Origin of the sequence: Pseudoflavonifractor sp. An176, assembly GCF_002160435.1 — a bacterium.
Lineage (GTDB): Bacteria > Bacillota > Clostridia > Oscillospirales > Oscillospiraceae > Enterenecus > Enterenecus faecium.
In genome coordinates this window covers 1-26538 of the sequence record NZ_NFKO01000011.1, presented here as the reverse complement: position 1 = coordinate 26538, position 26538 = coordinate 1, and the positions used below count along the sequence as shown (strand labels likewise).

Genomic DNA, 26538 nt, shown 5'->3' with positions numbered 1-26538 from the left:
GGTTTTGTTGGAACTACAACAGACATTCCCGGCCCACTGTGGTATCCTACCATCAAAATCACCACACCAGGAGGACACATCCATGATTCGACGCATCATCCACATTGACCAGGACAAGTGCAACGGCTGCGGGGCCTGTGCTCAGGCCTGCCACGAGGGGGCCATCGCCATGGTAGACGGCAAGGCCCAGCTCATCCGGGACGACTACTGCGACGGCCTGGGGGACTGCCTGCCCACCTGCCCCACCGGGGCCATTACCTTCGTGGAGCGAGAGGCCGCCCCCTATGACGAGGCGGCGGTGAAGGCCAATATGGCCGCCAAAGCTGCCCCCTGCGCCTGCCCCGGCAGCCAGTCCCGCACCATCACCCCCCAGGCAGACACCGCCGCCCCTGCCCCTTGTGCCTCCCAGCTGCGCCAGTGGCCGGTGCAGATCAAGCTGGCCCCGGTGAATGCCCCCTACTTCCAGGGCGCCCACCTGCTCATTGCCGCCGACTGCACCGCCTACGCCTACGCCAATTTCCACCAGGACTTCATCCGGGGCAAGGTGACCCTCATCGGCTGCCCCAAGCTGGACATGGTGGACTACACGGAAAAGCTCACCGCCATTCTCCAGGATAACGACATCACCGCCCTCACCATTGTGCGCATGGAGGTGCCCTGCTGCGGCGGCATCCAGCACGCCGCCACCCAGGCTTTGCGTGCCAGCGGCAAGTTCATCCCCTGGCAGGTGGTGACCATCTCCACCGACGGGCGGATTTTGGACTGATGGGGGCTTGACTTCTCCCCCCGGTTTGTGTACCATTCACATAGCGGGTTTTTCTCAAAAATGCAAGCATTTTTTCGAGGAGATACAGCCCGCTGCATGCATCCTTGGGTCCAAGGACGACCCAAGGCCACACTGGCGGGCTGAGAAGTGTTTTTTCCGATGCGCATGTCCCCGGAAAAAACGAATTTTCATTTATTTTCCCGCCTGCGGGCGGGAAAACTCTGCCGAGGGCTTGTGTTCCTAACCAAGTACCTCAAACTTCTTGCAGGGACTTTTGCTTTTTTGACAGTCAAAAGGTACGCCCCAAAGGCGTACCTTTTCTTTTTAGGAGAATCCCATGACATTACAGCAATTTTTTACCCAGCACCCCAAGGCCGCCCTGGCCTTCTCCGGGGGCTCCGACTCCGCCTACCTTCTCTGGGCGGGGCGCACCTTTGGCCAGGACGTACGGCCCTACTACGTCTCCACCCCCTTCCAGCCCGCCTGGGAGCGTGAAGACGCCCAGCGTCTGGCCCGTGAGCTGGGAGTACCCCTGACGGTGGTGGAGCTGGACGTGCTGGCCTGCCCAGAGGTGGCCGCCAATCCAGCAAACCGCTGCTATCACTGTAAAAAAGCCCTTTTTTCTGCCCTGTGGCAGCAGGTCCGGGCGGATGGCTTTTCCCTGCTGCTGGACGGCACCAACGCCTCGGACGACGCCCAGGACCGCCCGGGCATGAGGGCCCTCTCGGAGCTGGAGGTGCGCTCCCCCCTCCGGGAGTGCGGCGTCACCAAGGCCCAGCTGCGGGCCCTGAGCCGAGAGGCGGGGCTGTTTACCTGGGACAAGCCCGCCTACGCCTGTCTGGCCACCCGCATTCCCACGGGCACCCCCATCACCGCCCCCGATTTGGCCCGGGTGGAGGGGGGCGAGGACGCCCTCTTCGCCCTGGGCTTCACCGATTTTCGCATTCGACTGCGGGGAGACGCCGCCCTCCTTCAATTGCCCCAGGACCAGATGGACCGGGCGGTGGCCCAGCATGGGGCCCTTTTAGAGGCCCTCTCCCCCCACTTTTCCCAGGTCTTTTTGGACTTGAACCCCCGGCAGAAGGAGGAATTCCATGGACAGTAAACAAGATGTGCTGGCCCTGCTGCGAGGTGTGGCGGACGGGTCCGTCACACCGGAGCAGGCCGTTCTGGAGCTGAAACGCTCTCCCTTTGACAACCTGGGCTATGCCCGGGTGGACACCCACCGCACCGTGCGCCAGGGTGCCTCGGAGGTCATCTATGGGGCGGGCAAGACCCCCCGGCAAATTGCGGGCATTGCCGCCTCCATGATGAAAAACGGCAGCCGCAACATCCTGGTCACCCGCCTGGACCAGGAGAAGGCGGACCTGGTAGCCCAGGAGCTGCCCATGGACTATCACCCCGTCCCCCGCATCGGGGTGATCAACCCCCAGCCCCACCCCCAGGTGGGCTCCATTGTGGTGGCCACCGGGGGCACCAGCGACATGCCGGTGGCGGAGGAGGCCGCCCTCACCGCCGAGGTGCTGGGCAACCGGGTCACCCGCCTCTACGACGTGGGGGTGGCGGGACTTCACCGCCTGCTGGCCTCCCTGGATGAGCTGATGCAGGCCCGGGTGGTCATCGCCGTGGCTGGTATGGAGGGGGCGCTGGCCTCGGTGGTGGGCGGTCTGGTGGACTGCCCTGTCATCGCCGTGCCCACCAGCGTGGGCTATGGGGCCAGCTTTGGCGGCCTGTCCGCCCTGCTGGCCATGCTCAACTCCTGCGCCTCCGGGTGCAGCGTGGTGAACATCGACAACGGTTTTGGCGCAGGCTTCCTGGCCAGCCGCATCAATCAAATGGAGGGTCTGCCTCAATGAACACCTTATATTTACAATGTAACATGGGAGCGGCGGGGGACATGCTCACCGCCGCTCTGTATGAGCTGCTCCCCAACCGGGAGGAATTCCTCCACACCCTCAACCACATGGGTCTGCCTGGGGTGGAGTTCCACGCCGTCCCCGCCCAGTCCTGCGGCCTCTCCGGCACCCACATGGACGTGGTGGTCCACGGAGAGCGGGAGGAGAGCCTGGACCATCACCATGGCCATCATCATCACGAGCATGAGCATGGCCACGAGCATGAGCATGGCCACGAGCATCATCATCACCACCACCACACCACCCTCCACGATGTGGAGCACCTCATCGGCCACCTGAACCTCCCCGCCCCGGTGCTGGAGCAGGCCCGGGCGGTGTACCACCGCCTGGCTCAGGCGGAATCCAAGGCCCACGGGGTGGAGGTGGACCTGGTGCACTTCCACGAGGTGGGTGCCCTGGACGCCGTGGCGGACGTGGCGGCGGCCTGCTATGCTCTGTACCTACTCCACCCCGACGAAGTGGTGGTCTCCCCCGTCCACGTGGGCAGCGGCATGGTCCACTGCGCCCATGGTATCGTCCCCGTCCCCGCTCCCGCCACCGCCCACCTGCTGGAGGGGGTGCCCTGCTACGGTGGGGACATCCAGGGGGAGCTGTGCACCCCCACGGGGGCGGCGCTGCTGACCACCTTTGCCACCCGGTTTGGCCCCATGCCCCCCATGGTGCTGGAGCACACCGGGTACGGCATGGGCAAAAAGGAGTTCCCCGCCGCCAACTGTGTCCGGGCCATGCTGGGGCACACCCAGGAGGCCAAAGGGGAGATTTTGGAGCTGGTGTGCAACCTGGACGACATGACCCCCGAGGCCCTGTCCTTTGCCTGCCAGCGGCTTTTAGAGGAGGGTGCTCTGGACGTGTACACCCTGCCCGGGTGCATGAAGAAGGGCCGCCCCGGCTGGCAGCTGGCGGCCTTGTGTGACCCCGCCCACAAAGACCCGCTCATCCACCAGGTGTTTGCCCTTACCTCCACCACAGGGCTGCGGGTGCGCACCTGTGAAAAGCACGTGCTGGACTACAGCATCACCACCCGGGAAACCCCCTACGGCCCGGTGCGGGTGAAGAAGGCCCAGGGCTACGGCGTGCGCCGCTCCAAGCCGGAGTATGAGGACATGGCCCGCATCGCCCGGGAGCACAAGATTACCCTGAAACAGATCTTCCACAGGGACTAACCCATGCCTCTTCCCTCTTCACTGGCAGGGGAGACGCGCTCCGCTGGGCCCCATTTCTCCACGATGAGAAATGGGGGAAAGAATCGCCAAAGGCGGGTCCTTCCCCCGCCTTGTGGAATCCACCCTGCTGGTACTGGCTGCTCCTGCGTCCTTCTCTTTCTGGCCCTTGGACCGGTGGGGTCACATAGATGGCCTGGCAACTCTAAAGGAACTGCTTTCTTCTCTGGTAGATGTGACTTCTACCGCCAGGGCCTTCCTCTGGCGAGCAGCTGTTCCCAGCTGCCGGTGGACTGGCTCCCGGCGGTGGCTACACCGCACCACCAGAGTAGGCCCGGACGGGGGAACCGCCCAGCCATAGGGCTAGCTGCCATGGTGGCCTGGTGTAGTGGCACTATAGGCGCCACCGTAAAGGTGACGGGCCGAAAACGGGCTTGACGCACATCCGGTCCCGTACCCCAAGGGGGGTACTTAGGGGGGAACGCCCTAAGCGGGTTTTGGTTCCTTTTGCCCGAACAAAAGGAACCCCCAGCGGGTAGCGTCCCCGCCAGACTGGCAAGGCTACTCCAGCGAAGAGCAAAGAAGTGTGTTCCTAATCGGAGCACGGGGACTGGAAAAGACACATAAAAACTTGGGAGCGGCTCAAAAAGCCGCTCCCATCTCTCTATTCGGTGCGAAAAAAGGAGAGCAGCGAAACTTTCGTCTCGTTGCTCTCCATATCGATGTCACCGCATCCGCAGCAGCCGCTCCATACGCTTGTAGAGCAGGGTGGTGAGCACCGACACAATCAGGCCCTTGAGCAGGTTAAAGGGCACCACGGCAAAGAGCACCAGGGTGGACACGCTGTTGATCATGCCATTGACCGCCGTGCCCATGGCCACCAGCTGCTCCAGGGGCAGGCCGTAGAGGGCGGAGAAGGCGGGGAGCAGATACACCGCGTTGAAGAAGCTGCCGAAGGCAGCCATCACCACCGTACCGGTGACCATGCCAGCGATGGCCCCCTTCTTGGTCTTAAAGCGGTGATAGAGGGTGGTGGCGGGGAGAATGAAGGAGCAGCCCACCACAAAGTTGGCAAAGTCGCCCACGAAGGCGGTGGTGGTGCCCTTGAGCAGCAGCTTGAGGATGATCTTCACCAGCTCACACACCACACCCGCCACAGGGCCCAGGGAGAAGGAGCAGATGAGCACGGGCACCTCGCTGAGGTCAATTTCATAGAAGCTGGGAGCAAAGGGCAGGGGAAACTCCAGGTACATCAGGATGGCGGCCATGGCGGCAAAGATACCGATGTACGCCGCCCGCCGGGCGCCCTGCTGCCGGGGGACCTTCAGCCACACCCGTTCCACCAGCATGGCCACTGCAAACAGGGCCACAAATACCCCCAGGCATACCAGAAGATACACCACATTGTCCTGTGCGCTGGCCCACAGGTCCGTCAGGTTGTTCCACATAATAAAAAACCTCCAAATGATATTGAGACGCCCAACCGCCAATGCCGTTCAGGCGCAACAACCCACTTGGAGCTCTTGCACATCCTCTTCCATCCGGACTGTAACCGTTGGTCCCGGAGTTTCACCGGGTCAGCCGCAGAACCAAGGCTCTGCGGGTCGCGGACTATACCGCCAGTGGGGAATTTCACCCCGCCCTGAAGACATGGTATTCACTTGTCTCTGCCCGCTATTATAGCACAGTGCTGCTAAAAAGCAAGCTATTTTTCTCAGCAGCCTTCCAAATACCATTGGATGCAGAATCTATTCGCCGTGCTACCTCGCATTCTCATACTATGCAAAAGCAACGATCATTCATCCAGCAGCCGGGAATCAAAGCCCGCAAAAAGCAGCTCTTTCCTCCGAATTAACAGAGGAAAGAGCTGTTTTTTGTGTTTTTTACATTTTTAACACGTTTTTTCTGTCAATGTTCCACAATATCACGATTTAAATGGAAATAGAGCCCTTTTGCCGACATTTTGCTCCAAGTATTTCCAGGCGTTTTTCGCCTGTTTTTGACATTTTATACAATGATCCACTTCTATGATAAAAAGATTTCCCTGGGCCAAAATGCCCAGGGAAATCTTTTTATCATACGATTCGGGTACAGATCACCACATAACGATAGGTGTTGGTGGGATAGGGGTGGCAGGTGATAAGCGTGAGCAAATCCTCACTCGGGCGGATGTACAGGCACTCCACCTCGTCGGGATTCACCACCTGGATTTCTGATACTTCATACTGCAGAGTCTCCCGGAAATTCTGGACCTGCACCACGTCCCCCAGCTCCAGCTTCTGAATGTTGCGGAACATGGGGGCCTGGAAATACCCCCGGTGCCCTGCCAACACACAGTTGGTGTTCTCCCCTCCGATAGGATAGGAGGTATTGGTCATGTGGGCAGCGCCCAGGGTCATATTTCTGGGGTTGGCCCCCAGATAGATGGGCAGCTCAATCCCCATTTTATCTATGGTGAGATAGCCGATCACACCATCTTCCAGTCCATACTCAGACAGGTCAATGGCAGGCTGTTCATAGGAAAAGGGGTCCACCAGCTGGGGCTGGTGCTCTTCATAAAGCCGCTGGTTTTCCTCCGCCAGCTTCTCATACAGCTCTTCCAATCTAGGGTCTGGCTCCTGGGCTTCTTCTGGGGCCACCTGTTCCAAGAAGCTTTCCTTTTGTCTGGATACCTCTTGGGCATAGCGGAAGGCGGTAAAGCGGGGATAGAGCAGAACACCAGCCCCCACCAGAACCAGCACCAAGCCCAATATGAGGACAATCTGTCTCGCCTTATCCCTCACGGCGTTTTTTCCTCCTTCTCCACACGACGATACCTACAATCAAGCCCACGCCTACCACAGCGCCGGGAATGTAGTACCATAGGTAGGTGAAGTCCAGGGTCCGCAGGGTTACTTCATCCTCCTGCTGCTCCACCTCCGGGTCATACTCCACCCGGGTACCTCGCACCAACAGTCGGTGGGTATTGACTGCATAGGGGGTACAGGTCACCAAGGTCACCAAGTCTTTGTCTGCCTCTGCCACCAGATTTTCCAGCTCATCCGGCTCCACCGTGGTGATCTGGTCCACCTGATAGGCGTGGACCTCGTCCAGCACATGGATATAGAAGTGGTCCCCTATCTCCATCTCGTCCAGCCGGGTGAACAGTTCCGCGCTGGGCAGTCCCCGGTGTCCGGTAAGAACGGTGTGGCGGTTGAGTCCGCCAATGGGCAGAGCGGTGACCTCCATATGCCCGATTCCCTTGGCCAGCACCTCCTCGCTGGTACCGTGGTACACCGGCAGAGATAGGCCAATTTTTGGGATTTCCAGGGTGCACATCACGTCGTCCAGAGCCAACACGTCCTGATAATTGTCCGGGATGGCGTAGCCACTGCCAGGGATAAAGGGATCGTGCACCGGGTCGCCCATCAGGTTTTCATTGTACTCTATGGCCTTCTGCCACTCCTCTGCCAAGGTCTCCTCGTCCAAGCTGCTGACCATATTGGCGTGGGACGTGATAATTTCCCGGTGGCTGAGGTCGGCAATGAAGTTGCTGATGGCAGGGTAGAAAAAAATCCCCGCCCCCAGCACCAACAGTGCCATTGACAGGATGAGAGGCACCTTGGCTCCCTTTCTCTCTCTCTGTCGGTTCTCCTGGGGTTGTTCACTCATAAATTGGCTTCCTCCGTGATATGGGAAGGGCCGGGGCGTGGGACGCCCCGGCTCCTTGCTTGCGATTTTTGCTTCGAAGAGGAATTAGTCCTCTGCCTTCTTCTTCTTCTTCAGGGTCACCAGCACCAGAGCAGCGCCGCAGGCCATGATGACCAGGCCGCCAGCGGTGAACAGCACGGTGCCCATGCCGCCGGTGGTGGGCAGCTCAAAACCGGGCTTGGTGTTGCCCAACTTGAAGCTAATGACGTTACCATCTGCACTTACCTTATCTACCAGCATGGAGCCGCTGGCGGTAGTGCCATCATCCAGCTTACCATTCGGCTCGCTGTCTGTCAGTGTAATGGTGGTCACAGGGCTAGCGGGCAGCTGATAGCCACCGGGAGCCTTGGTCTCAGTGAGGGTATAAGTACCAATATCCAGGCCCTTAAGCTGAAGGGTACCATTAGGGGCCACCTCCAGGGTAGTCACAGGAGTGATGTTATCTCCCGGCTTGTAGTTGGCGGCTGCATACTTCACATACACGCCGTCGCCCGTCTCCACGAACTGAACTTCAGTCCCGTCAGCATTCTTCAGAGTAAACTCAGCACCAGCCAGAGTGGTGGCATGGTTGTTAGCATCCACCTTGGTGACGTTGATGCCGTAGGTGTAGACTTGCTCGTGGGTGTCCGTAGTCTCGTAAGAGTTATCATCATAAGGATCAGTATTCACGCCCAGGTAGGCATCGTTGCCCAGAGAATCGGTGGTGAACGCGTCCTCATTCAGAATAGCAGTGTACACCACGTGGACATATTTCGCACCAGAACAGTTTTTAATCAAGTTCTTGTAATCAAACCGTACCTCAAAAGTAATCTCGTCTTCTGCAAGTTCCGGATCATCTTCCGGTGTAGCCAGCGCATAGTTAGAAGCATCTACCCGGTATTCAGGGTCAGGAACGACCGTTACATTATCCCCTTCCCCTTTTTCCACGGTGTTCATAATGCCGTCTTCGCTCCAGTACACGGTCACAGAGCCACTCCAGGTCAGGCCCACACCCATCTTATCGCCCACGTTGAAGGCGGGTTCTGTGGCACCCTCAGGGTAAGTGGGAATCACCACGTCCAGGCGATAGTTAACGGTATCACCAACAGCATATTGCAGATCCCCGCCGGTAACGGTCTTCTCAATACCACCTTTACCCTTCACGGTCACAGAGGCATCATTCAGGACCCATGCCTTGCTTCCTTCATCCCAGACAGGGGCCAGGGTCACAGTAGCAGGGCTGTACACATAGGCAGACTTTTCAGCGATGACCAGATACTGACCCATTTCCATCCCAGTAATTTCCTGGGCGGTACCTGAAATGGTAATGCTCTTTGCAGCTGTCAGTTCTAGTTCGACTTTTTCATCTTCTCCGGGCTCTATAGCGGCCTTCATATCGTGGAAGAACTTGCTCAACTGAGCAGCAGTAGCTTTTTTGAAGCTATCAGTGATAGCATTGTTAGAAGCGTTGATGTAGCCTTTATAGGTCGCATTGGCGTTGGTCTCCAGCCAGGTGGCCACAGCGTCCACCCAGATGTACACAGGGTCCTGGGGCTGGAACACAGGCTTTTCCTCCGTACCGACGTTGACCATATTCACCTTGATGATCTTGTACAGGTCAACCTCGGCATCATTGTCACTGGCCGCACTGTTAATGGTAATCGTTCCAGTCGGTTCACTGGCAACGGGAGCCGCAAAGGCCCCCATAGTGGCCATGGACAGCACCATCGCCACGGTCAGACACAGCGCAAAGAGCCGTGCCATCGTTGATTTCATCGTTTTCATAGGTTTCTCCTTTCTCAACTGCTGGGTATATATTTGTGTACAGGTTTTACACTGCCTGTGTCACACAACATAAAAGAATTAGAGGAATTCGCTTCGCCTGCGGGGAGAGCTCCACATCCACCACATGGCCAGAACCAGGCCCGTGAACATCAGCAGACCGCCGCCAATGCGGAAGTCCTCGCCTCCGTCACCGCCAGTGATGGGAGGATTGATGGGCTTGTAGTTCATCAGATAGTAGGTATTTTCACCACTAGCTTCTTTTGCAATCGCCATGGCCGGGGTATCCATCGTAGCGTCCTCCGTAGACTGGATCACAAAGGTTCCCACTTCGCTGCCTTCATCTCCAGAAATATCCACCGTCAAATTCCATTGACCTGTTGGCAACTGGTACCCTTCTGGGGCCTCTGTCTCTACCAGCCGGTAGTGCCCTTCCTGCAAGTTCTCAAATCGAGTCTCACCTTGGGCATCGGAAGTAGCGGTAATGGGGTCTTCCCACACATCGGAAAGATTGCTCAGGTCGATCAGCTTCTTGGAGTCCTCAGCCCAGTTTTCCTCTTTTCCATCATAGTGGTATAGCACAAACTGTGCTCCCGGCAATGCGATAGCCTTGGACAAATCTTCTGAGCTAAAACTCAATCCATCCACTTTTGTAAAGGAATATGGAACCATAGGTACATAGAGTTTATTGGTATAAGCTACCGTCTCCACCCGATCAGCTTGAATAGTTCCTGTGCAAGTATAGACGCTTGTTTCCGCCTCAGCGGTTCCTTCACCATTGTTAGTCGCAGTCTCTCCTCCAGCCGAGGTGGACTGGGTGACACTCACTTTATAGTCCTCGCCATTATAAATGTTCAACTCTGAATCGGGATTGGGGTCTTGCTCAGTCACCACATAGGTATAGCCAGCTGGCAGGTCATGAACGGTAATGCTCTGTCCATGCTTGAGAACCACCTGGGCTTTTCCGTCCACAAATGTTATCTTCTCTTCTCCCGGCTTCAAACTGGGCTCTGTACTGGGTTGCACCACACTTCCACCATTTGCGGATGTTTCATAGGTGCCGTTGAGGTTCGCTCTTGTACCAGAATTTTCATAGAATACGTTGATGTCGAAAACAAACTCTTGGTTCTCCACTTTCTCCAACATATTACCCGTTACAGTCTTAGAGATAGACAAATCACCTGTAAGCACAGGAAGGCTCACTACGCCGTTGTTACCCAAGTATCCTAGGGCATTGCCCGGTTCACCATCGCTGCCATACGGAGGTGGTGCTTCCCTCTGTTCGGCATTCTCTGTTTCAATGTAGATCGGATACCGATAGGTTTCAGCAGTTTCACTGAGATTGTTTTCATCGCCTTTATCCATAACATCGTCACAATCGCTATTATGGTGGTGTTCAGGGTCATCTTTCTCATCCACCGTGCAATCACGGAATTGGTACCTGGATTCTGCTTCCAAATACAGGGGTCCATCTTCTGGATTAGGCTGGACATCCTCCAAATCATAAATGCTGGTCACCGGAACAGCCTTTGTCACGATTTCCGTCCCGTCATAATAGGTTATCTGCACATAGAGATCCCCGTTCTTGTCTTTGGCCGGAATCGTACATTCTTTATCCGCATACACCGGGGTATCCTTTTGGACATAGTAGAAGGGATTGGTATCTGCAGCTTGGAAATAGACATAGGCATTACCTACGGTTTTTCCCACCCCTGCCTGATCTTCCGCGTAGCCAGTGTATAGATTGGGGTTGAACCGAATACTACCATCTTCATTGGTGTGATTTTTGATATATTCACTGCTCAGACGACTGATGTTTGCATATCTTTGATTGTTAATCGTCGTAACGACCTCATCCCGTAGACTGACGGTGTAAAACAACCGTAAAGGTGTGTTATTTTTACAGACATTCTCCTTTACTGTGCCATCCTCGTTCAGGGTCACATAATTTGTTCGCAAAGGAATAAGCGTAGCAGGGACTTTTACTTCCAGAGTCTGGTCATAGGGGTACTCCGTATTTGTGGTAACCGTAATAACTATATCAATGAATTCTTGATAATCATATACGGGACTATCTAGACCTCCATAATATGTATACGTAGTTTTATTCCCGCTGTTTTGAGTATCTTTTATGGTAAAAACGCTCCCTTTGTATACTAGCTCACGCATAGCGGTTATCTGCATATATTGACCAATGTGATCTACATAAGTAACATAACCGCTATGTGCAGGATCCCCTTCTACCTGGGTGGGAACAGCACCAGAAACTACTATCTGATTTAATACCTGCTGAAAAGCTTCAGCAATATTCTCGGAATTCTTAGCCGAAAAATAGGCATCATTGTAAAACAATGAATTTACATCTCCCGTGGGCGGATGAGTGAATGTGTATTTTCTTTCCCCATAACCAACGGTAATATCTGCGCCAGTTTGGTAGAGCTTCCATTGATCCCATACTTCTTTCAGTCCAGAGGTCACTACCTTATCCCATTCTTTAGGATTCAGTGTAACTTTCGCCATTTCCCTGTCTATGGTATTCGTCCAAGACTCCTCACCTACACCTACAGTGTAAACTTTCATGTCCTGCCTATAGTGCTGTGACACACGCTGTTTTTGATAGGCTGCATTCATAACAGCCTTGAAAGCATCCAATCCACTAAAATTTATATCGCCATCGCCGCTTACCCCACTAGGATTCCACCAATCTGTAGCATCGTCACCAGATGCAGTAGGGGCACCATCAGACATCAGCATCAGAACTGGATATCGAGTCTGTCCAGAAATTGTAGTAATATCATCATCAGGAACGCTCAACAACAAATCCATTCCTGCATCAATGCCCATATGAATGTTGGTCCACTGTCCCATTTTTGCAGACGCTTCTATTTGTTGTCCACTGCTGTTCATAACCGCTACATCCAAGCAGTCGCCTGCTTCACTCAAGGTAAAATAATTCTCTGCGTTTTTTACCATTGTATAGTGGTCCAAAAGCAGCAAAACCTGAGCTTCATCACTATAGGTTACTACACCGATTCGGTTGTCTGGATTCCCTGTCATCAGAGTGTGAACAGACTGATTGAGAGCCACCACCGTCTCTTTGATCTTATCTCCCTTCATAGAGTCCGACAAGTCAATGACGAATACCACGTCCAGCGGTACTTGGGACTGGCCCTCTACTACCGTAGTCGATGCTAGCAGGGAATAAGATATGAGAAAATCATCGCCTCCTATCTCAATCGTTTCAGTGTCCTCTCCTTCAGATGAGGAGGAAGATTCAACCGTCGCATCACCAGTATACACTGTTTTATCCGCCCACACTCGGCCGTTAAACCGAGTAGAACTAGGGCTACCCAGTGCATCCTCATAATCCTTTGATGCATTGGTGGGTGGGTCCGAAAAGCGTTCGCCTGCTTTGGCGGCACTGCCTCCCATAGGTTTGATCGCCTCCACCAACAGTCCCATGGCAAACACCAGGACCAGCAGCAAAGCCGGTACCATCCACGGTCTCTTCCGAATCCGCTGTCGTATGCGCTGCATCATCCTCAACCAACCCCTTTCTATCAGGATCTCACAGACGCAGTATATTTGGTTAGTACATTTATTTGTGTATTTTTCAGAAAATGTTTCATGCCATTCATACCATCTCGTCCTATACTCATTCCGGTTTCATATGCGTCCCCAGTCTAATCTGTCGCTGACCTTTTCGACAAACTGCAGACAGCACGTAGAGTATGTCTTTCGACATGCTCTTTTCACCAAACGGCGTGAATACTATACCATACTATGCAAGAATTATCAACGCATCGAAGGTAATTTTTTCTTAAAATTTGAAAACAATAACACTTTTGTCACATTCCATCTTTTATATGTCCGTTTCTCATGGACAAAGTGCTGAAAGTCAGCATTCTATTTCTTGCAAAATCCAAGGAAATATTTTCTTGTTAATTTGCTGTTTCCTACTCACCGTTTTTCTTAAAATGATATAATATCAACTATTAGTTTCTATATAAAACATTTTGTCAATATATAAAAACTTTCATTAACTACAAAAAAAATTTCACTCTCTAAAAGTACACCTTTTGGAATAGGCAGGTATTAATAATTATTGCATACAATGGGTAAAAATTCAATCTCTGCAAGCATATTTCATGAAAATTACATAAAATCTACCAGATTTTTCCGATACAATCTAGTCAATCAAAAGGTGTACTTTTTGGTAAGCTAAATTTTTATCTCCGGCGGTGGCAATCTCGTCGTCTGCGGTAAAAGGTGGATTGGCTGATCTGGCACAAATCCAGCACATCAGACAGGGGCAGCTGTTCTCGCTCCCAGGCCTGTACCAGCGCCTCAAAATTGTCCGGCAGTTCCTTCTCCGGCCTGCCAAATCGTACCCCTCGGGCCTTGGCTGCGGCAATCCCCTCCGCCTGTCTCTGGCGGATGTTTTCCCGCTCATTTTCCGCCACAAAAGACAGCACTTGCAGGACGATGTCACTGAGGAACGTACCCATCAAATCCTTGCCCCGGCGGGTGTCCAGCAGAGGCATGTCCAGCACCACAATATCAATTCCTTTGCTCTTGGTTAGAATCCGCCATTGCTCCAGAATCTCCGCATAATTGCGCCCCAGGCGATCAATGCTCTTAATATAGAGCACATCGTCTTTTTTTAGCTTTCGTACCAGCTTTTTGTACTGTGGACGCTGAAAATCCTTGCCCGATTGCTTATCAATGAAGATATTCTCCTGGGCAATGGACAGCTGCTGAATGGCCAGAAGCTGCCGGTCTTCGTTTTGGTCTCGACTGCTGACTCGTATATATCCATAGATGTGACTCATTGAACTCTCTCCCGTCTTTCAAGCATTGTAGTATAGTTCTGCTCAAAGGTACGGTAAAAATTCAGTAGTATCTCTGCAATTTCTGGTTAAAAAGGCGCTGAACCAGGCCTATGGCCCGATTCAACACCTATGCAAAAAATATACAGGGACTGCCCTGCCATTTTCCATGCAGGGCAGTCCCAATTGTTACACTTCCATGATCACAGGGAGGATCATGGGATTGCGCTTGGTCTTCTTGTAGAGGTAGCCAGACAGGTTCCCCTTGATCTCAGATTTGATGGTAGACCAGTCCCGAATGTGCCGGTCCTGGCAGCTGTCCAAGGCGTCCACCGCCACCTGGCGCAGCTCGTCCATCAGGGCCTCAGACTCCTTGACGTACACAAATCCACGGGTAATGATGTCGGGTCCAGAGATGACCTGTCCGTCCTCGGCGGACATCGACACTACCACCACAATCATGCCGTCCTGGGCCAGGTGCTGGCGGTCCCGCAGCACCACAGCGCCCACGTCGCCCACGCCGTAGCCGTCCACAAACACCTTGCCGGAGGGCACGGTGCCGTTGATGCGGGCGTTCTTCTGGGTGATCTCGATGACCTTGCCCACGTCGCTGATAATGATGTTCCGGGGGTCCATACCCATGCTCCGGGCCAGCTTGGCATGGGTCTTCAGCATGCGCTGCTCGCCGTGGACGGGGATGAAATACTTGGGCCGCACCAGAGCGTGGACGATTTTCAGCTCATCCTGGCAGGCGTGTCCGGACACGTGGAGGGGCAGCTCCCGCTCATTGACCACCTCGGCATCCCGGCGGTACAGCTCGTTGATGACGTTGCCAATGGCGTTCTCGTTGCCAGGAATGGCGGAGGCAGAGAGAATCACCCGGTCCCCGGCCTGAATCTCCACCTGGCGGTGGGTGTTAAAGGCCATGCGGGTGAGGGCAGACATGGTCTCGCCCTGGCTTCCGGTGGTAATGATACAAACCTTGTTCTTGGGCAGGCCCTTGATCTGGTTGACGTCCACCACAGTGCCAGCGGGCACCTGCATATAGCCCAGCTCGGTGGACACCCGCATCACATTCTCCATGCTGCGGCCCGTCACCGCCACCTTGCGGCCGTACTTGGCGGCCACGTTGATGATCTGCTGGATACGGTCCACGTTGGAGGCGAAGGTGGTGACGATGATGCGCTGGTCACAGCCCCGGAACAGGGCCTCAAAGGAGGCGCCCACGCTGGACTCGCTCTTGGTAAAGCCGGGACGCTCCACGTTGGTGGAGTCGGCCAGCAGCGCCAGCACGCCCTCCCGGCCCAGCTCGCCCAGGCGGGTCAGGTCGGCCATGCCGCCCTGGATGGGGGTGGGGTCGATCTTGAAGTCGCCGGTGTGAATACACACGCCCAGGGGGCAGCGGATAGCGAAAGCCACCGCATCGGCGATGGAGTGATTGATGTGAATAAACTCCACGGTGAACTTGCCGGCCCGCACGGTCTCCCCGGCCTCGCAGGTGATGAGCTTCACCTTCTTGTCCAGGCGGTGCTCCTCCAGCTTGAGGCGGATAAGCCCGGCGGACATGCGGGTGGCGTAGATGGGCACATTCACATCCCGCATCAGATAGGGAATGCCGCCGATATGGTCCTCGTGGCCGTGGGTGATAAAGATGGCCCGAATGCGGTCCCGATTCTGAATGAGGTAGCTGAAGTCGGGAATGACCACGTCCACCCCGTACATCTCGTCATCAGGGAATCCCATGCCCACATCCACGATGATAATGTCGTTGCCGTACTCATAGGCGGTGATGTTCTTTCCGATCTCGTTGAGACCGCCCAGAGAGATAATTTTCAATTTTTCTGCCATAAATACTCCTTTACCAGTAATAACCTATATTTATCTTGTTGCATGCGTATTTATGGGCCTGTGGGCACACTCCCCCCTGGGGGTCCGGACCGCCCACCTCCCCTTGAGATGAGTGTGCCCGGAATGCACGCTGTGTTACCGCCAAAAGGGCAAATTGTCCCCCTTTTGGGCGCAGGAGAAAAGCGCCGTCGTCCACCCCATCTCTCTGGCCCTGTTTCGCCAGACAGATGAGGGGGCGGCCGCCTCACCCTGCGCTATGCACCGCTGTGTGGTTGTCTCTATCCGAAGCGCGCCCACGAGCCACGCTTTACGCCGTATCAAAACCGCTCAACTCCCTCGATGGGGAGGAGCTTGTTCAAGCAAGTATATCACAGATCACCGTCAAAGTACAGCATTTTTTGTCTGCCCAGCCAGTCCCGCCGCTATGCGTGGGTAGGGGCCGGGCTTGCCCGGCCCGCCAGCCCCCTGGCATTTCCCCAAGAAATTCGGGAGGGGCAAGCCCCTCCCCTACGCCACCCCCCAAGAAATGCACAATGTTCAGGGCCTGCATTATTCGTTATTCATTCATCATTATTCATTATTTTGCCCTTGCCACCGTCAGCCCGATGACCTTCTCCGCCCCGGCGATGCGCAGGCAGGCGGCGCATTCGGCCAGGGTGGCACCGCTGGTGACCACGTCGTCCACCAGGACCACCTGTTTCCCCGTGAGGTCGATTCCCTCCCGCGCCGCGTAAGCTCCCGTCACGTTGGCCTGTCGGGCGGATGAGGAGGTAATGCGGGCCTGCTGCTTGGTATCCCGCACCTTCTCCAAGGCGGACACCACTTCCACGCCCAGGTTCTTCCCCACCTCCCGGGCCAGCAGCTCACACTGGTCAAAGCCCCGTTCTCCCCGACGCCGCCGGGTCACAGGCACCCAGGTGATACAGTCCACCTCCTCACCCCACTGGTCGTGGAGGCACTGGGCCATGAGGGTGCCAAACAGCCGGGCGTGGATTTGCCCGCCCCGGAACTTAAACTGCTCCATTCCCCGGCGCACACTCCCCCGATACCACAGCGGGGAGAAGCACCGGGCACAGAAGTCCACCTGTTTCCCGACCTCCAGCTGCCAGGGAAGGGTCTTTTGGCACCAGTGGCACAGCCCTTCCTCCTCCCACACCTCCAGCACACGGCCACAGAAGGGACAGCGGGGCGGATAGATCAAATCCAACACCAGTTTCACCAGATTCATCTCTATGCCACCCCGCTATGCGTCGAATTACGTCGAATGGTTTGGTATAAAAAAGGACGCAGCCAGTGGCTGCGTCCTTTTGAATGCTTGGGAGAAACTTACTGAGCGTACAGCTCGATGAGCTTCTGCAGGTGCTCCCAGCGCTCCATAGCGGCCTTCTCGTTCTTCTCGAACAGATCCTTGGCGCGCTCGGGGAAGGAGCGGGTGAGGGAGGAGTAGCGAGCCTCGTTCATCAGGAACTCCTGATAGCCGCCAGCGGGGGCCTTGGAATCCAGAGTGAAGGGGTTCTTGCCCTGCTCCTTCAGAGTGGGATTGTAGCGGAACAGGTTCCAGTAGCCGCACTCCACAGCGCGCTTCATCTCGGTCTGGCAGTTGGTCATGCCGCCCTTGATGGAGTGCATCTCGCAGGGAGCGTAGCCGATGATGAGGGAGGGACCATGATAGGCCTCGGCCTCACGGATGGCAGCCAGGGTCTGGTTGGGGTTGGCGCCCATGGCAACCTGAGCCACGTAGACGTAGCCGTACTGCATGGCGATCTCAGACAGGCTCTTCTTGCCCACGGTCTTACCGGCAGCGGCGAACTGAGCCACCTGGCCGATGTTGGTGGACTTGGAAGCCTGTCCGCCGGTGTTGGAGTACACCTCGGTGTCGAAGACGAAGACGTTGACATCCTCGCCGGAAGCCAGGACGTGGTCCAGACCGCCGTAACCGATGTCGTAAGCCCAGCCGTCGCCGCCGAAGATCCACACGGACTTCTTCACCAGCAGGTCGGACATCTCCACGACCTGACGGCAAGCGTCGCAGTCGCAGGTCTTAGCCAGCTCCAGCAGCTTGGCGGAAGGCTCCTTGGAACCCTCACCCTCGTCGCGCTTGGCCAGCCACTCAGCGGCAGCAGCCTTCAGCTCATCGCTGGCGCAGTCGGCGGTGGTCAGACCGGTGACGACCTCAACCAGCTTCTCACGACGCTGCTTGACACCAACCAGCATGCCCAGACCGTGCTCGGCGTTGTCCTCGAACAGGGAGTTGGCCCAAGCGGGACCCTTGCCCTCGGCGTTGGTGCAGTAGGGAGAGGTAGCAGCGGGGCCGCCCCAGATGGAGGAACAACCGGTGGCGTTGGAGACATACATACGATCGCCGCAGACCTGGGTGACCAGACGGGCATAGGAGGTCTCGGCACAGCCGGCGCAGGAGCCAGAGAACTCCAGCAGGGGCTGCTTGAACTGGCTGTCCTTGACGTTGGCCACGGACTCCATGTCCTTCTTGGGGGCAACCTTGGCGACCATGTAGTCGAAGGCAGGCTGCTTGGACAGCATCTGCTCCATGGGCACCATGGTCAGGCTCTTGGTGGGACACACGCCCACGCACACGGCGCAGCCCATACAATCCAGAGCGGACACGGCCAGGGAGTACTTATACTTGCCCTTGCCAGCGCCAGCCTTGATGTCCACGATCTGGGAACCGGCGGGAGCGGCAGCAGCCTCTTCCTCGGTCAGAGCGAAGGGACGGATGGTGGCGTGGGGGCAGACATAGGAGCACTGGTTACACTGGACACAGGTGCTCTCGTTCCAGGCGGGCACGGTGACGGCCACGCCGCGCTTCTCGTAAGCGGAAGCGCCCTGCTGGAAGGTGCCGTCCACGCAGTCCACAAACTTGGAGACGGGCAGGGAGTCGCCGTCCATCTTGTTGACGGGCTCCATGATGTTCTCCACCTGAGCCACCAGCTCAGCCTTGCCCTCGTAGTTGTGGGCAGCGGGAGCGTCCTCAGCGGTAGCCCAGTCGGCGGGCACGTCCACCTTGACGAAGGCGGTGGCGCCCAGGTCGATGGCCTTGTGGTTCATGTCAACCACGTCCTGGCCCTTCTTCAGGTAGGACTTGGTGGCAGCTTCCTTCATGTAGCGGATGCCGTCCTCCTGGGGCATGACGTTGGCCAGAGCGAAGAAGGCGGACTGGAGAATGGTGTTGGTGCGCTTGCCCATACCGATCTCGATGGCCAGGTCGATGGCGTTGATCATGTACAGCTGGATGTTGTTCTGAGCGATGTAGCGCTTGGAAGCGGCATCCAGGTGATGGTTGAGCTCGTCGAAGTTCCACTGGCAGTTGACCAGGAACACGCCGCCGGGCTTCACGTCACGGACGATGGGGAAGCCCTTGGTGATGTAGCTGGGCACGTGGCAGGCCACGAAGTCAGCCTTGTTGATGTAGTAGGGGCTGCGGATGGCCTTGTCGCCGAAGCGCAGGTGGGAAATGGTCACGCCGCCAGTCTTCTTGGAGTCGTACTGGAAGTAAGCCTGCACGTTCTTGTCGGTGTGGTCGCCGATGATCTTGATGGAGTTCTTGTTGGCGCCCACGGTACCGTCGCCGCCCAGACCCCAGAACTTGCACTCGATGGTGCCCTCGGCAGCAGTGTTGGGAGAGGGCTTCTCCTCCAGGGACAGGTGGGTCACGTCGTCCTTGATGCCCAGAGTGAACAGACGCTTGGCGTCAGCCTTGGTCATCTCCTCATACACAGCGAACACGCTGGCGGGGGGAGTGTCCTTGGAGCCCAGACCATAACGGCCACCGATGACACGGATGTCGTTGCGGCCAGCGTTGGCCAGAGCGGTGACAACGTCCAGGTACAGAGGCTCGCCCTGAGCGCCGGGCTCCTTGGTGCGGTCCAGCACAGCGATCTGCTTGCAGGTGGCGGGGATGGCAGCCAGCAGCTTGTCGGCACGGAAAGGACGATACAGACGGACCTTCACCAGACCCACCTTCTCGCCGTGAGCGTTGAGGTAGTCGATGACTTCCTCGGCCACGTCGCAGATGGAGCCCATGGCGATGATGACGCGGTCAGCGTCGGCAGCGCCGTAGTAGTTGAACAGCTGATAGTTGGTGCCCAGCTTCTCGTTGACCTTGCCCATGTACTCCTCAACGATCTCGGGAACGGCATCGTAGTAGGGGTTGGAGGCCTCACGGTGCTGGAAGAAGATGTCGCCGTTCTCGTGAGAACCGCGCATCACGGGGTGATCGGGGTTGAGAGCGCGGGCGCGGAAAGCGGCCACAGCGTCCATGTCGCACATCTCGGCCAGATCCTCGTAGTCCCAAACGGCGACCTTCTGGATCTCGTGAGAGGTACGGAAGCCATCGAAGAAGTTGATGAAGGGGACGCGGCTCTTCAGGGTAGCCAGGTGAGCCACAGCAGCCAGGTCCATAACCTCCTGGGGGTTGGACTCACACAGCATGGCAAAGCCGGTCTGACGGCAGGCCATAACGTCGGAGTGATCGCCAAAGATGTTCAGAGCATGGCTGGCCACAGTACGGGCGGAGACATGGAACACGGTGGGCAGCAGCTCACCGGCAATCTTGTACATGTTGGGGATCATCAGCAGCAGACCCTGAGACGCGGTGTAGGTGGTGGTCAGGGCGCCAGCGGCCAGAGAGCCGTGGACGGTACCGGCAGCGCCGGCCTCGGACTGCATCTCCACAACCTTCACGGTCTGGCCGAAGATGTTCTTCCGGCCAGCAGCGGCCCACTGATCCACATTGTCAGCCATGGGGCTGGACGGAGTGATGGGGTAAATACCCGCAACCTCTGTGAATGCGTAGGACACGTGAGCGGCAGCGGTGTTGCCGTCCATAGTTTTGAACTTACGTGCCATTTTCGTTTCCTCCTTTTGCTTCTCAGCAAAGAGCGCTGAGGCATCTGAATTCCGAATACACCTCAGTCTACCACATTTCTCCTATAAATTCAATGAATAATTCCATTTTTTCTTGTAAATTCTCACACACAATCTTGCCTCCTCTCCCCCATTTCAAATCAGATACCTTGCACCGGACAAACCCCGGCACTATCCTAGAAAACAAGATTTTTTGTTACTTTTTTATCAAATGCTCTGTCGCCCTCTCACGGACAAAGGGTGCGCTGGAAGTCCGTGCAGCCGCCAAACTTACCCAACCTTGGGTGGTCATACCGTACAACTATGAAATGACCAAATTCTCCACCCCGACAAGCGCCGTGACAGGCCGTCTCGCCCAAAGTTCACGTTTCGGACCGGATGGAGAACTTTTCCTAAATTTGCCTAACCCCAACAAGTTTCCTTGCGTTCAACAAACCCCCGTGGTATGATAGGTATCAAAGGATTTCGGTTACTTTTTTCTCGAGAGGAGTGGGACCCCATGGTGTGCAATCTGCTCTCCCTGGGCCTCAATGGCATCCATGGATATCCGGTCACGGCAGAATGTGCCCTTTCCGGGGGACTACCCGCCTTTGATGTGGTGGGTTTGCCCGATGCCGCCGTGAAGGAGTCCCGGGAACGGGTGCGCTCAGCCATTCGCTCCAGCGGCTTTGACTTTCCCGTCTCCCGCATCACCATCAACCTGGCCCCTGCCGACCGGAAAAAGGTGGGCACGGTGTACGACCTGCCCATTTTGCTGGGCATCCTCTCCGCCAGCGGCCAGCTGTCCATGAAGGGGTACGCCGACGCCGCCTTTTTGGGGGAGCTGTCCCTGTCCGGGGCGCTGCGTCCGGTGTCCGGAATTCTTCCCATGGCCCTGGCAGCGGTGCGCTGCGGGGTCCGCCAGCTGTTTGTCCCCGCCGACAACGCCCCCGAGGCCTCCCTGGCCCAGGGGTTGGAGGTCTACGGGGTGGAGACGGTGGCGCAGCTGTGCGCCCACCTCACCGGAGAGGCCCCCCTCTCCCCCACCCTCCCCTGGACGCCGCCGGAGGCGGCGCCCACCGGGCCGGACTTTGCCGACGTGAAGGGCCAGGAGGGAGCCAAGCGGGCCCTGGAAGTGGCCGCCGCCGGCGGACACCATATTCTAATGACCGGCAGCCCCGGGGCGGGCAAGTCCATGATGGCCAAGCGCCTGCCCTCCATCCTCCCCGATCTGACCCGGGAGGAGGCCCTGGCCTGTACGGAGATCTACTCCGTGGTGGGCCTGACCAGCCGGGAGCACCCCATGGTGCTCCGCCGCCCCTTCCGTGCCCCCCACCACACCATCTCGGCCGCCGGCATGGCCGGAGGCAGCGCCAACCTGCGCCCCGGGGAGATCTCCCTGGCCCACAACGGGGTGCTGTTCTTAGATGAGCTGCCCGAGTTCCACTCCGACGTACTGGAGGTGCTGCGCCAGCCCCTGGAGGACGGGAGCACCCAGATCACCCGGGTGTCCGGGACAGTGACCTACCCCAGCCGATTTATGCTGGTGTGTGCCATGAATCCCTGCAAGTGCGGCTGGTATGGCCACCCCTCGGGGCGGTGTACCTGCTCCGAGCAGGCGGTTCGGCGCTACCAAAGTCGCATCTCCGGTCCCATGCTGGACCGCATTGATATCTGTGTGGACGTGCCCGCCCTGGAATACCACGAGCTGGCGGGACAGTCCACCCCCGCCGAATCCTCGGCGGACATCCGGGCCCGGGTCAATGCCGCCCGCGCCATCCAGCACGCCCGCTTCGGCCCCCACGGCCCCACCTGCAACGCCCATATGGGCCCCCAGGAGCTCAAAGCATACTGCCAGCTGGACGACACCTGCCAGGCCATGATTCAAAGCGCCTATGAAAAGCTGGGCCTCACCGCCCGCAGCTATGACCGCATCCTCCGGGTGGCCCGCACCGTGGCAGACCTGGACCAGTCCCAGCACATCCAGCCCCACCACCTGGCGGAGGCCCTCCAATATCGGCCCCCGGAACACCTACAGGTGTGAGCGATCCACCATTTCCGCCCCCCATGCGTGGCGATACATACAGGAAAGGAAGATCCATAATGGTACACAAGAAGGCACGTTCCTCCAAAAAGAAAACCACTGCCAAGAAAGTGGTCAAGAAAGCCCCCACCCCGGCCCGTACCGTTGCCCCGGTGGCAGAGCCTGTGACCGCCGTGCAGCAGCCGGAGCCCGCTGTGGTGGAAACTCCCACCGCTGCCAAGCCCGCCGCACCTGCCGCACCCAAGACCCGAACCAGCACCCGCAAGACCACCACCGCCCGGAAGAAGCCCGCCTCTGCCGCCAAGAAGCCCGCTCCTGTCGCTGAGGAGCCCACCCCTGTAGTGGAAGAGACCGCCCCCGTCGTGGAGGAGGTCGCTCCCGTGGTGGAAGAGACCGCCCCTGTCGTGGAGGAGGTCGCTCCCGTGGTCGAAGAGACCGCCCCCGTGGTGGAGGAAGTCGCTCCCGTGGTGGAAGAAACCGCCCCTATCGTGGAGGAGGTCGCTCCCGTGGTGGAGGAAGCCGCCCCTGTGGTGGAGGAGCCCGCTCCCGTCGTGGAAGAAGCTGCCCCCGTGGCGGAGGAGCCCGCTCCCGTCGTCGAAGAAACCACTCCCATGGTGGAGGAAGCCGCTCCTGCGGAAGAAGAACCCGCCCCTGTGGAAGAGGAAACCGCTCCCAGTGTGGAAGAAGATGTATCACCTGTTGTGGAGGAGGTCAAACCTATGTATGAGATGTCCAACCTGCCCCGGAGAAGCATTGCCTTCATCGGCTCGGAATGTCACCCCTTTGTCAAGACTGGCGGTCTGGGCGACGTGATGTACGCCCTGCCCCGTCAGCTGGTAAAGCTCAACTGTGACGTGCGGGTGATTCTGCCCCGCTACGCCTGCATCCCCCAGAAGTTCCAGGAGAAAATGGAGTATCGGGGCGCGTTCTACATGGACCTGGGCAACACCGGGCGCAACTACTATGTGGGAATTATGGAGTATGTCTGTGACGGCGTGGTGTACGACTTCATCGACAATCAGGAGTTCTTCTCCACCGGCAATCCCTACACCAACCTGGTGGACGACATCCCCAAGTACTGCTTCTTCAGCAAGGCCGCTCTGGCTGCTCTGAACTACTTAAACTGGATTCCCGACATTGTCCACTGCCACGACTGGCAGGCGGCTCTGGTGCCGGTGTATCTGCGCACCCTGTTCAAGGACTCCCCCGTGGGCCACGCCCGGTCCATCCTCACCATCCACAACCTGCGTTTCCAGGGCATTTACAACATCCCCACCATTCGCTACTGGTCCGGCCTGCCCAATGAGGTGTTCCAGATGGGCGCTTTGAAGGACGGCTATCAGGATGCCAACATGCTCAAGGGCGGCATCGCCTACGCCGACCGGGTCACCACCGTCTCTGGCACCTACGCCGGGGAGATCCAGACCGCCGAGTACGGCGAGCACCTGGAGGGCCACCTGCGCTACCACAGCGGCAAGCTGCGTGGCATCGTCAACGGCATTGACTATGACATGTGGAACCCCGCCACCGACCCCGCTCTGGCGGAGCACTACGACCTGGGCAACGTGCTGGAGCACAAGATGGCCAACAAGCTGGCCCTGCAAAAGGAGCTGGGCCTGGAGCAGGATGAGGGCAAGTTCGTCATCGGCCTCATCTCCCGCCTGACCAACCAGAAGGGTCTGGACCTGGTCAGCTCCATCATCCCCATGGTTCTGGACGGCAACACCCAGGTGGTGGTGCTGGGCACCGGTGACCGGGAGTACGAGGACACCTTCCGCTACTATGAGAGCGCCCACCGCGGCACCTTCTGCGCCTGCATCCAGTACGACGAGGCCCGGGCCCACCGCATCTACGCCGGCGCCGATGCCCTGCTGGTGCCCTCCCGCTTTGAGCCCTGCGGCCTGACCCAGCTCAACGCCATGCACTACGGCACCCTGCCCATCGTCCGGGAGACCGGCGGCCTGAAGGACACCGTGGAGCCCTACAACACCTTCACCGGAGACGGCAACGGCTTCACCTTCGACCGCTACGACGCCGGGCTGCTGCTGGACGCCATCAACCGGGCCAAGACCCTCTATTTCACCAACCGCTATCACTGGGACGAGGTGGTCCAGCGGGACATGGCCAAGGACGTGTCCTGGGAGAATTCCGCCCGTCAGTACAAGAATCTGTATCTGGAGCTGACCCAGTGGTAAGAGGCCAAATGGCCCCCAATCCCCCAAAAATACGGTGTCATATCCCCGCCGCAACTGGCAGTTGACAGATTTCCAGCCCTGTTTGGTGGCCTGCAACCGTGGGAGGTGCTACCATGAGACCATCAAAAGCGACGGGAGGCACACCTATGATTTTAGGAGATAAGATCACAAATTTGAGAAAAAAGGCCGGGTGGTCCCAGGAGGAGCTGGCCCACCAGCTGGGGGTGTCCCGGCAGGCGGTGTCCAAGTGGGAGAGCGGCAGCTCCATCCCAGACCTGGACAAAATCCTCCGGCTCAGCCAGCTGTTTGAGGTGAGCACCGACTACCTGCTCCTCGACGAGATGGAGCCGGAGCTGCCCCAGGCAGAGCCGGAACCTGTCCCCATTCTGGATGGGCCCCAAGTCCCGGTCCACCACATCACCCTGGAGCAGGCCAACACCTACCTGGACACGGTGCGGGGAGTGGCCAGTAAAATTGCCCTGGGCGTGTTCCTGTGCATCCTCTCCCCCACCGCCCTCATTTACCTGGGCGGCCTGTCCAGTGAAGAGGGCCGCTTCACCCTGTCCGAGCCTCTGGCGGGCGGGGTGGGCATCCTGGTGATGCTGGCCCTGGTATCCGCCGCGGTGGCCCTGTTTCTCTTCTTTGGCAGCCGCCTGACCCCCTACGAGCACCTGGACAACCAGCCCGTGGAATTGGCCTACGGGGTGGACGGCGTGGTGAAAAAGCGTCAGGCCGAATACCAGACCACCCACCTGATGCTGCTGGTGGTGGGCATCACCCTGTGCATTCTCAGTCTGGCCCCGCTGATGATTCTTGTGGCCATAGACGAGGACGGCATGGCCCCCATCATCGGCCTCATCCTCATGTTTGTGATAGTGGCAGTGGGCGTGTTCCTGCTGGTGCGCACCTGCATCATCGCCGGAAGCTTCCAGCGGCTATTGGAGACTGGGGACTACACCCGGGAGCACAAGCGGGAGGAAAACAGCCCTCTGACCACCATCTACTGGGGTCTGGTGCTGGCCATCTACCTGGGCTGGAGCTTCTGGACCATGGCCTGGGACCGCACCTGGATTGTGTGGCCGGTGGCGGCGGTGCTGTACGCCCCGGTACGGAGCATTGCAGGGTTGCTGACCAAAAAATAAGATACAACGGGCAGGAGAAGGCGCTGACCTTCCCCTGCCCGATGATTTTTTGCATCAATACCCGCCATGTGCAAGACTGACTGGAGGATTGTTCTTCTAAACGACCTAGGCGCAGGCTTGCCAGCCGGGGTTTGCTCCGCAGGGTGACTTTCTCCCCGATGAGAAAGTCACCAAAGAATCGCCAAAGGCGGGGCCTTCCCCCGCCTTGTGGAATCCACCCCGCGGTACGGGGAGCCCCTGCACATTTCTCTTTGCGGCCCTTGGCCCGGTGGGGTCACATAGAGGGCATGGCAATTCTTTTGTAAGTTTCAGCTTCTACGACAA

The 26538-nt window shown here is 57.5% G+C and carries 16 protein-coding genes and 1 riboswitch; of the genes, 7 read left to right on the top strand and 9 right to left on the bottom strand.

Annotated elements, in window-relative coordinates; translation table 11 throughout:
• Positions 1–82 precede the first annotated feature (82 nt).
• The 4 genes from B5F12_RS06730 (at position 83) to larC (ending at position 3845) form a co-directional block, all read left to right on the top strand.
• Complete coding sequence (locus B5F12_RS06730) at positions 83–766, top strand: 4Fe-4S binding protein (protein WP_087232215.1); 684 nt, start codon at positions 83–85, stop codon at positions 764–766.
• Between the two features lie 337 nt (positions 767–1103).
• A complete protein-coding gene (gene larE / locus B5F12_RS06725) occupies positions 1104–1871 on the top strand; it encodes an ATP-dependent sacrificial sulfur transferase LarE (RefSeq protein ID WP_087232212.1) in 768 nt (255 codons plus the stop codon).
• The gene (gene larB, locus B5F12_RS06720) at positions 1861–2622 is read left to right on the top strand and encodes a nickel pincer cofactor biosynthesis protein LarB (protein WP_087232209.1); all 762 of its coding nucleotides are present in this window, start codon (positions 1861–1863) and stop codon (positions 2620–2622) included. The genes larE and larB overlap by 11 nt, the downstream gene beginning before the upstream one ends.
• Positions 2619–3845: a nickel pincer cofactor biosynthesis protein LarC gene (larC, locus tag B5F12_RS06715; RefSeq protein ID WP_087232206.1), complete on the top strand. Its 1227-nt coding sequence runs from the start codon at positions 2619–2621 to the stop codon at positions 3843–3845. The genes larB and larC overlap by 4 nt, the downstream gene beginning before the upstream one ends.
• Before the next feature lie 722 nt (positions 3846–4567).
• On the opposite strand, the gene B5F12_RS06710 is transcribed toward larC, so the two are convergent.
• From B5F12_RS06710 to nifJ, 9 genes are all read right to left on the bottom strand, one after another.
• Positions 4568–5290, bottom strand: coding sequence for an ECF transporter S component (locus tag B5F12_RS06710; RefSeq protein ID WP_087232203.1), 723 nt, complete (start codon positions 5288–5290; stop codon positions 4568–4570).
• A gap of 77 nt (positions 5291–5367) precedes the next feature.
• Positions 5368–5496, bottom strand: a riboswitch (FMN riboswitch).
• A 421-nt stretch (positions 5497–5917) separates the two neighbouring features.
• Positions 5918–6625, bottom strand: a complete 708-nt coding sequence (locus B5F12_RS06705) for a class C sortase (RefSeq protein ID WP_087232200.1) — start codon at positions 6623–6625, stop codon at positions 5918–5920.
• Entirely contained in the window at positions 6615–7493 is an 879-nt protein-coding gene (locus B5F12_RS06700) for a class C sortase (protein ID WP_087232197.1), read from the bottom strand. The genes B5F12_RS06705 and B5F12_RS06700 overlap by 11 nt, the downstream gene beginning before the upstream one ends.
• 84 nt (positions 7494–7577) lie before the next feature.
• Positions 7578–9287, bottom strand: coding sequence for a SpaH/EbpB family LPXTG-anchored major pilin (locus B5F12_RS06695; protein ID WP_158096772.1), 1710 nt, complete (start codon positions 9285–9287; stop codon positions 7578–7580).
• A gap of 87 nt (positions 9288–9374) precedes the next feature.
• Positions 9375–12755 (bottom strand): SpaA isopeptide-forming pilin-related protein, encoded by a 3381-nt coding sequence (locus B5F12_RS06690; protein ID WP_158096771.1) that lies wholly within the window; start codon positions 12753–12755, stop codon positions 9375–9377.
• Positions 12756–13522: 767 nt separating this feature from the next.
• Positions 13523–14125, bottom strand: a complete 603-nt coding sequence (locus B5F12_RS06685; protein ID WP_087232187.1) for a recombinase family protein — start codon at positions 14123–14125, stop codon at positions 13523–13525.
• A gap of 186 nt (positions 14126–14311) precedes the next feature.
• Positions 14312–15970, bottom strand: coding sequence for a ribonuclease J (locus B5F12_RS06680; protein ID WP_087232184.1), 1659 nt, complete (start codon positions 15968–15970; stop codon positions 14312–14314).
• Positions 15971–16547: 577 nt separating this feature from the next.
• Positions 16548–17198, bottom strand: coding sequence for a ComF family protein (locus tag B5F12_RS06675; RefSeq protein WP_087232181.1), 651 nt, complete (start codon positions 17196–17198; stop codon positions 16548–16550).
• Between the two features lie 98 nt (positions 17199–17296).
• On the bottom strand, positions 17297–20836 hold the full coding sequence (gene nifJ / locus B5F12_RS06670; RefSeq protein WP_087232178.1) for a pyruvate:ferredoxin (flavodoxin) oxidoreductase: 3540 nt from the start codon (positions 20834–20836) through the stop codon (positions 17297–17299).
• Positions 20837–21353: 517 nt separating this feature from the next.
• Between nifJ and B5F12_RS06665 the strand changes: the two genes are divergently transcribed.
• From B5F12_RS06665 to B5F12_RS06655, 3 genes are all read left to right on the top strand, one after another.
• Positions 21354–22877: a YifB family Mg chelatase-like AAA ATPase gene (locus B5F12_RS06665; RefSeq protein WP_087232175.1), complete on the top strand. Its 1524-nt coding sequence runs from the start codon at positions 21354–21356 to the stop codon at positions 22875–22877.
• A 59-nt stretch (positions 22878–22936) separates the two neighbouring features.
• The gene (locus B5F12_RS06660; protein WP_242954912.1) at positions 22937–25072 is read left to right on the top strand and encodes a glycogen/starch synthase; all 2136 of its coding nucleotides are present in this window, start codon (positions 22937–22939) and stop codon (positions 25070–25072) included.
• 146 nt (positions 25073–25218) lie between these two features.
• Positions 25219–26214, top strand: a complete 996-nt coding sequence (locus B5F12_RS06655; protein WP_158096770.1) for a helix-turn-helix transcriptional regulator — start codon at positions 25219–25221, stop codon at positions 26212–26214.
• Positions 26215–26538: the final 324 nt, after the last annotated feature.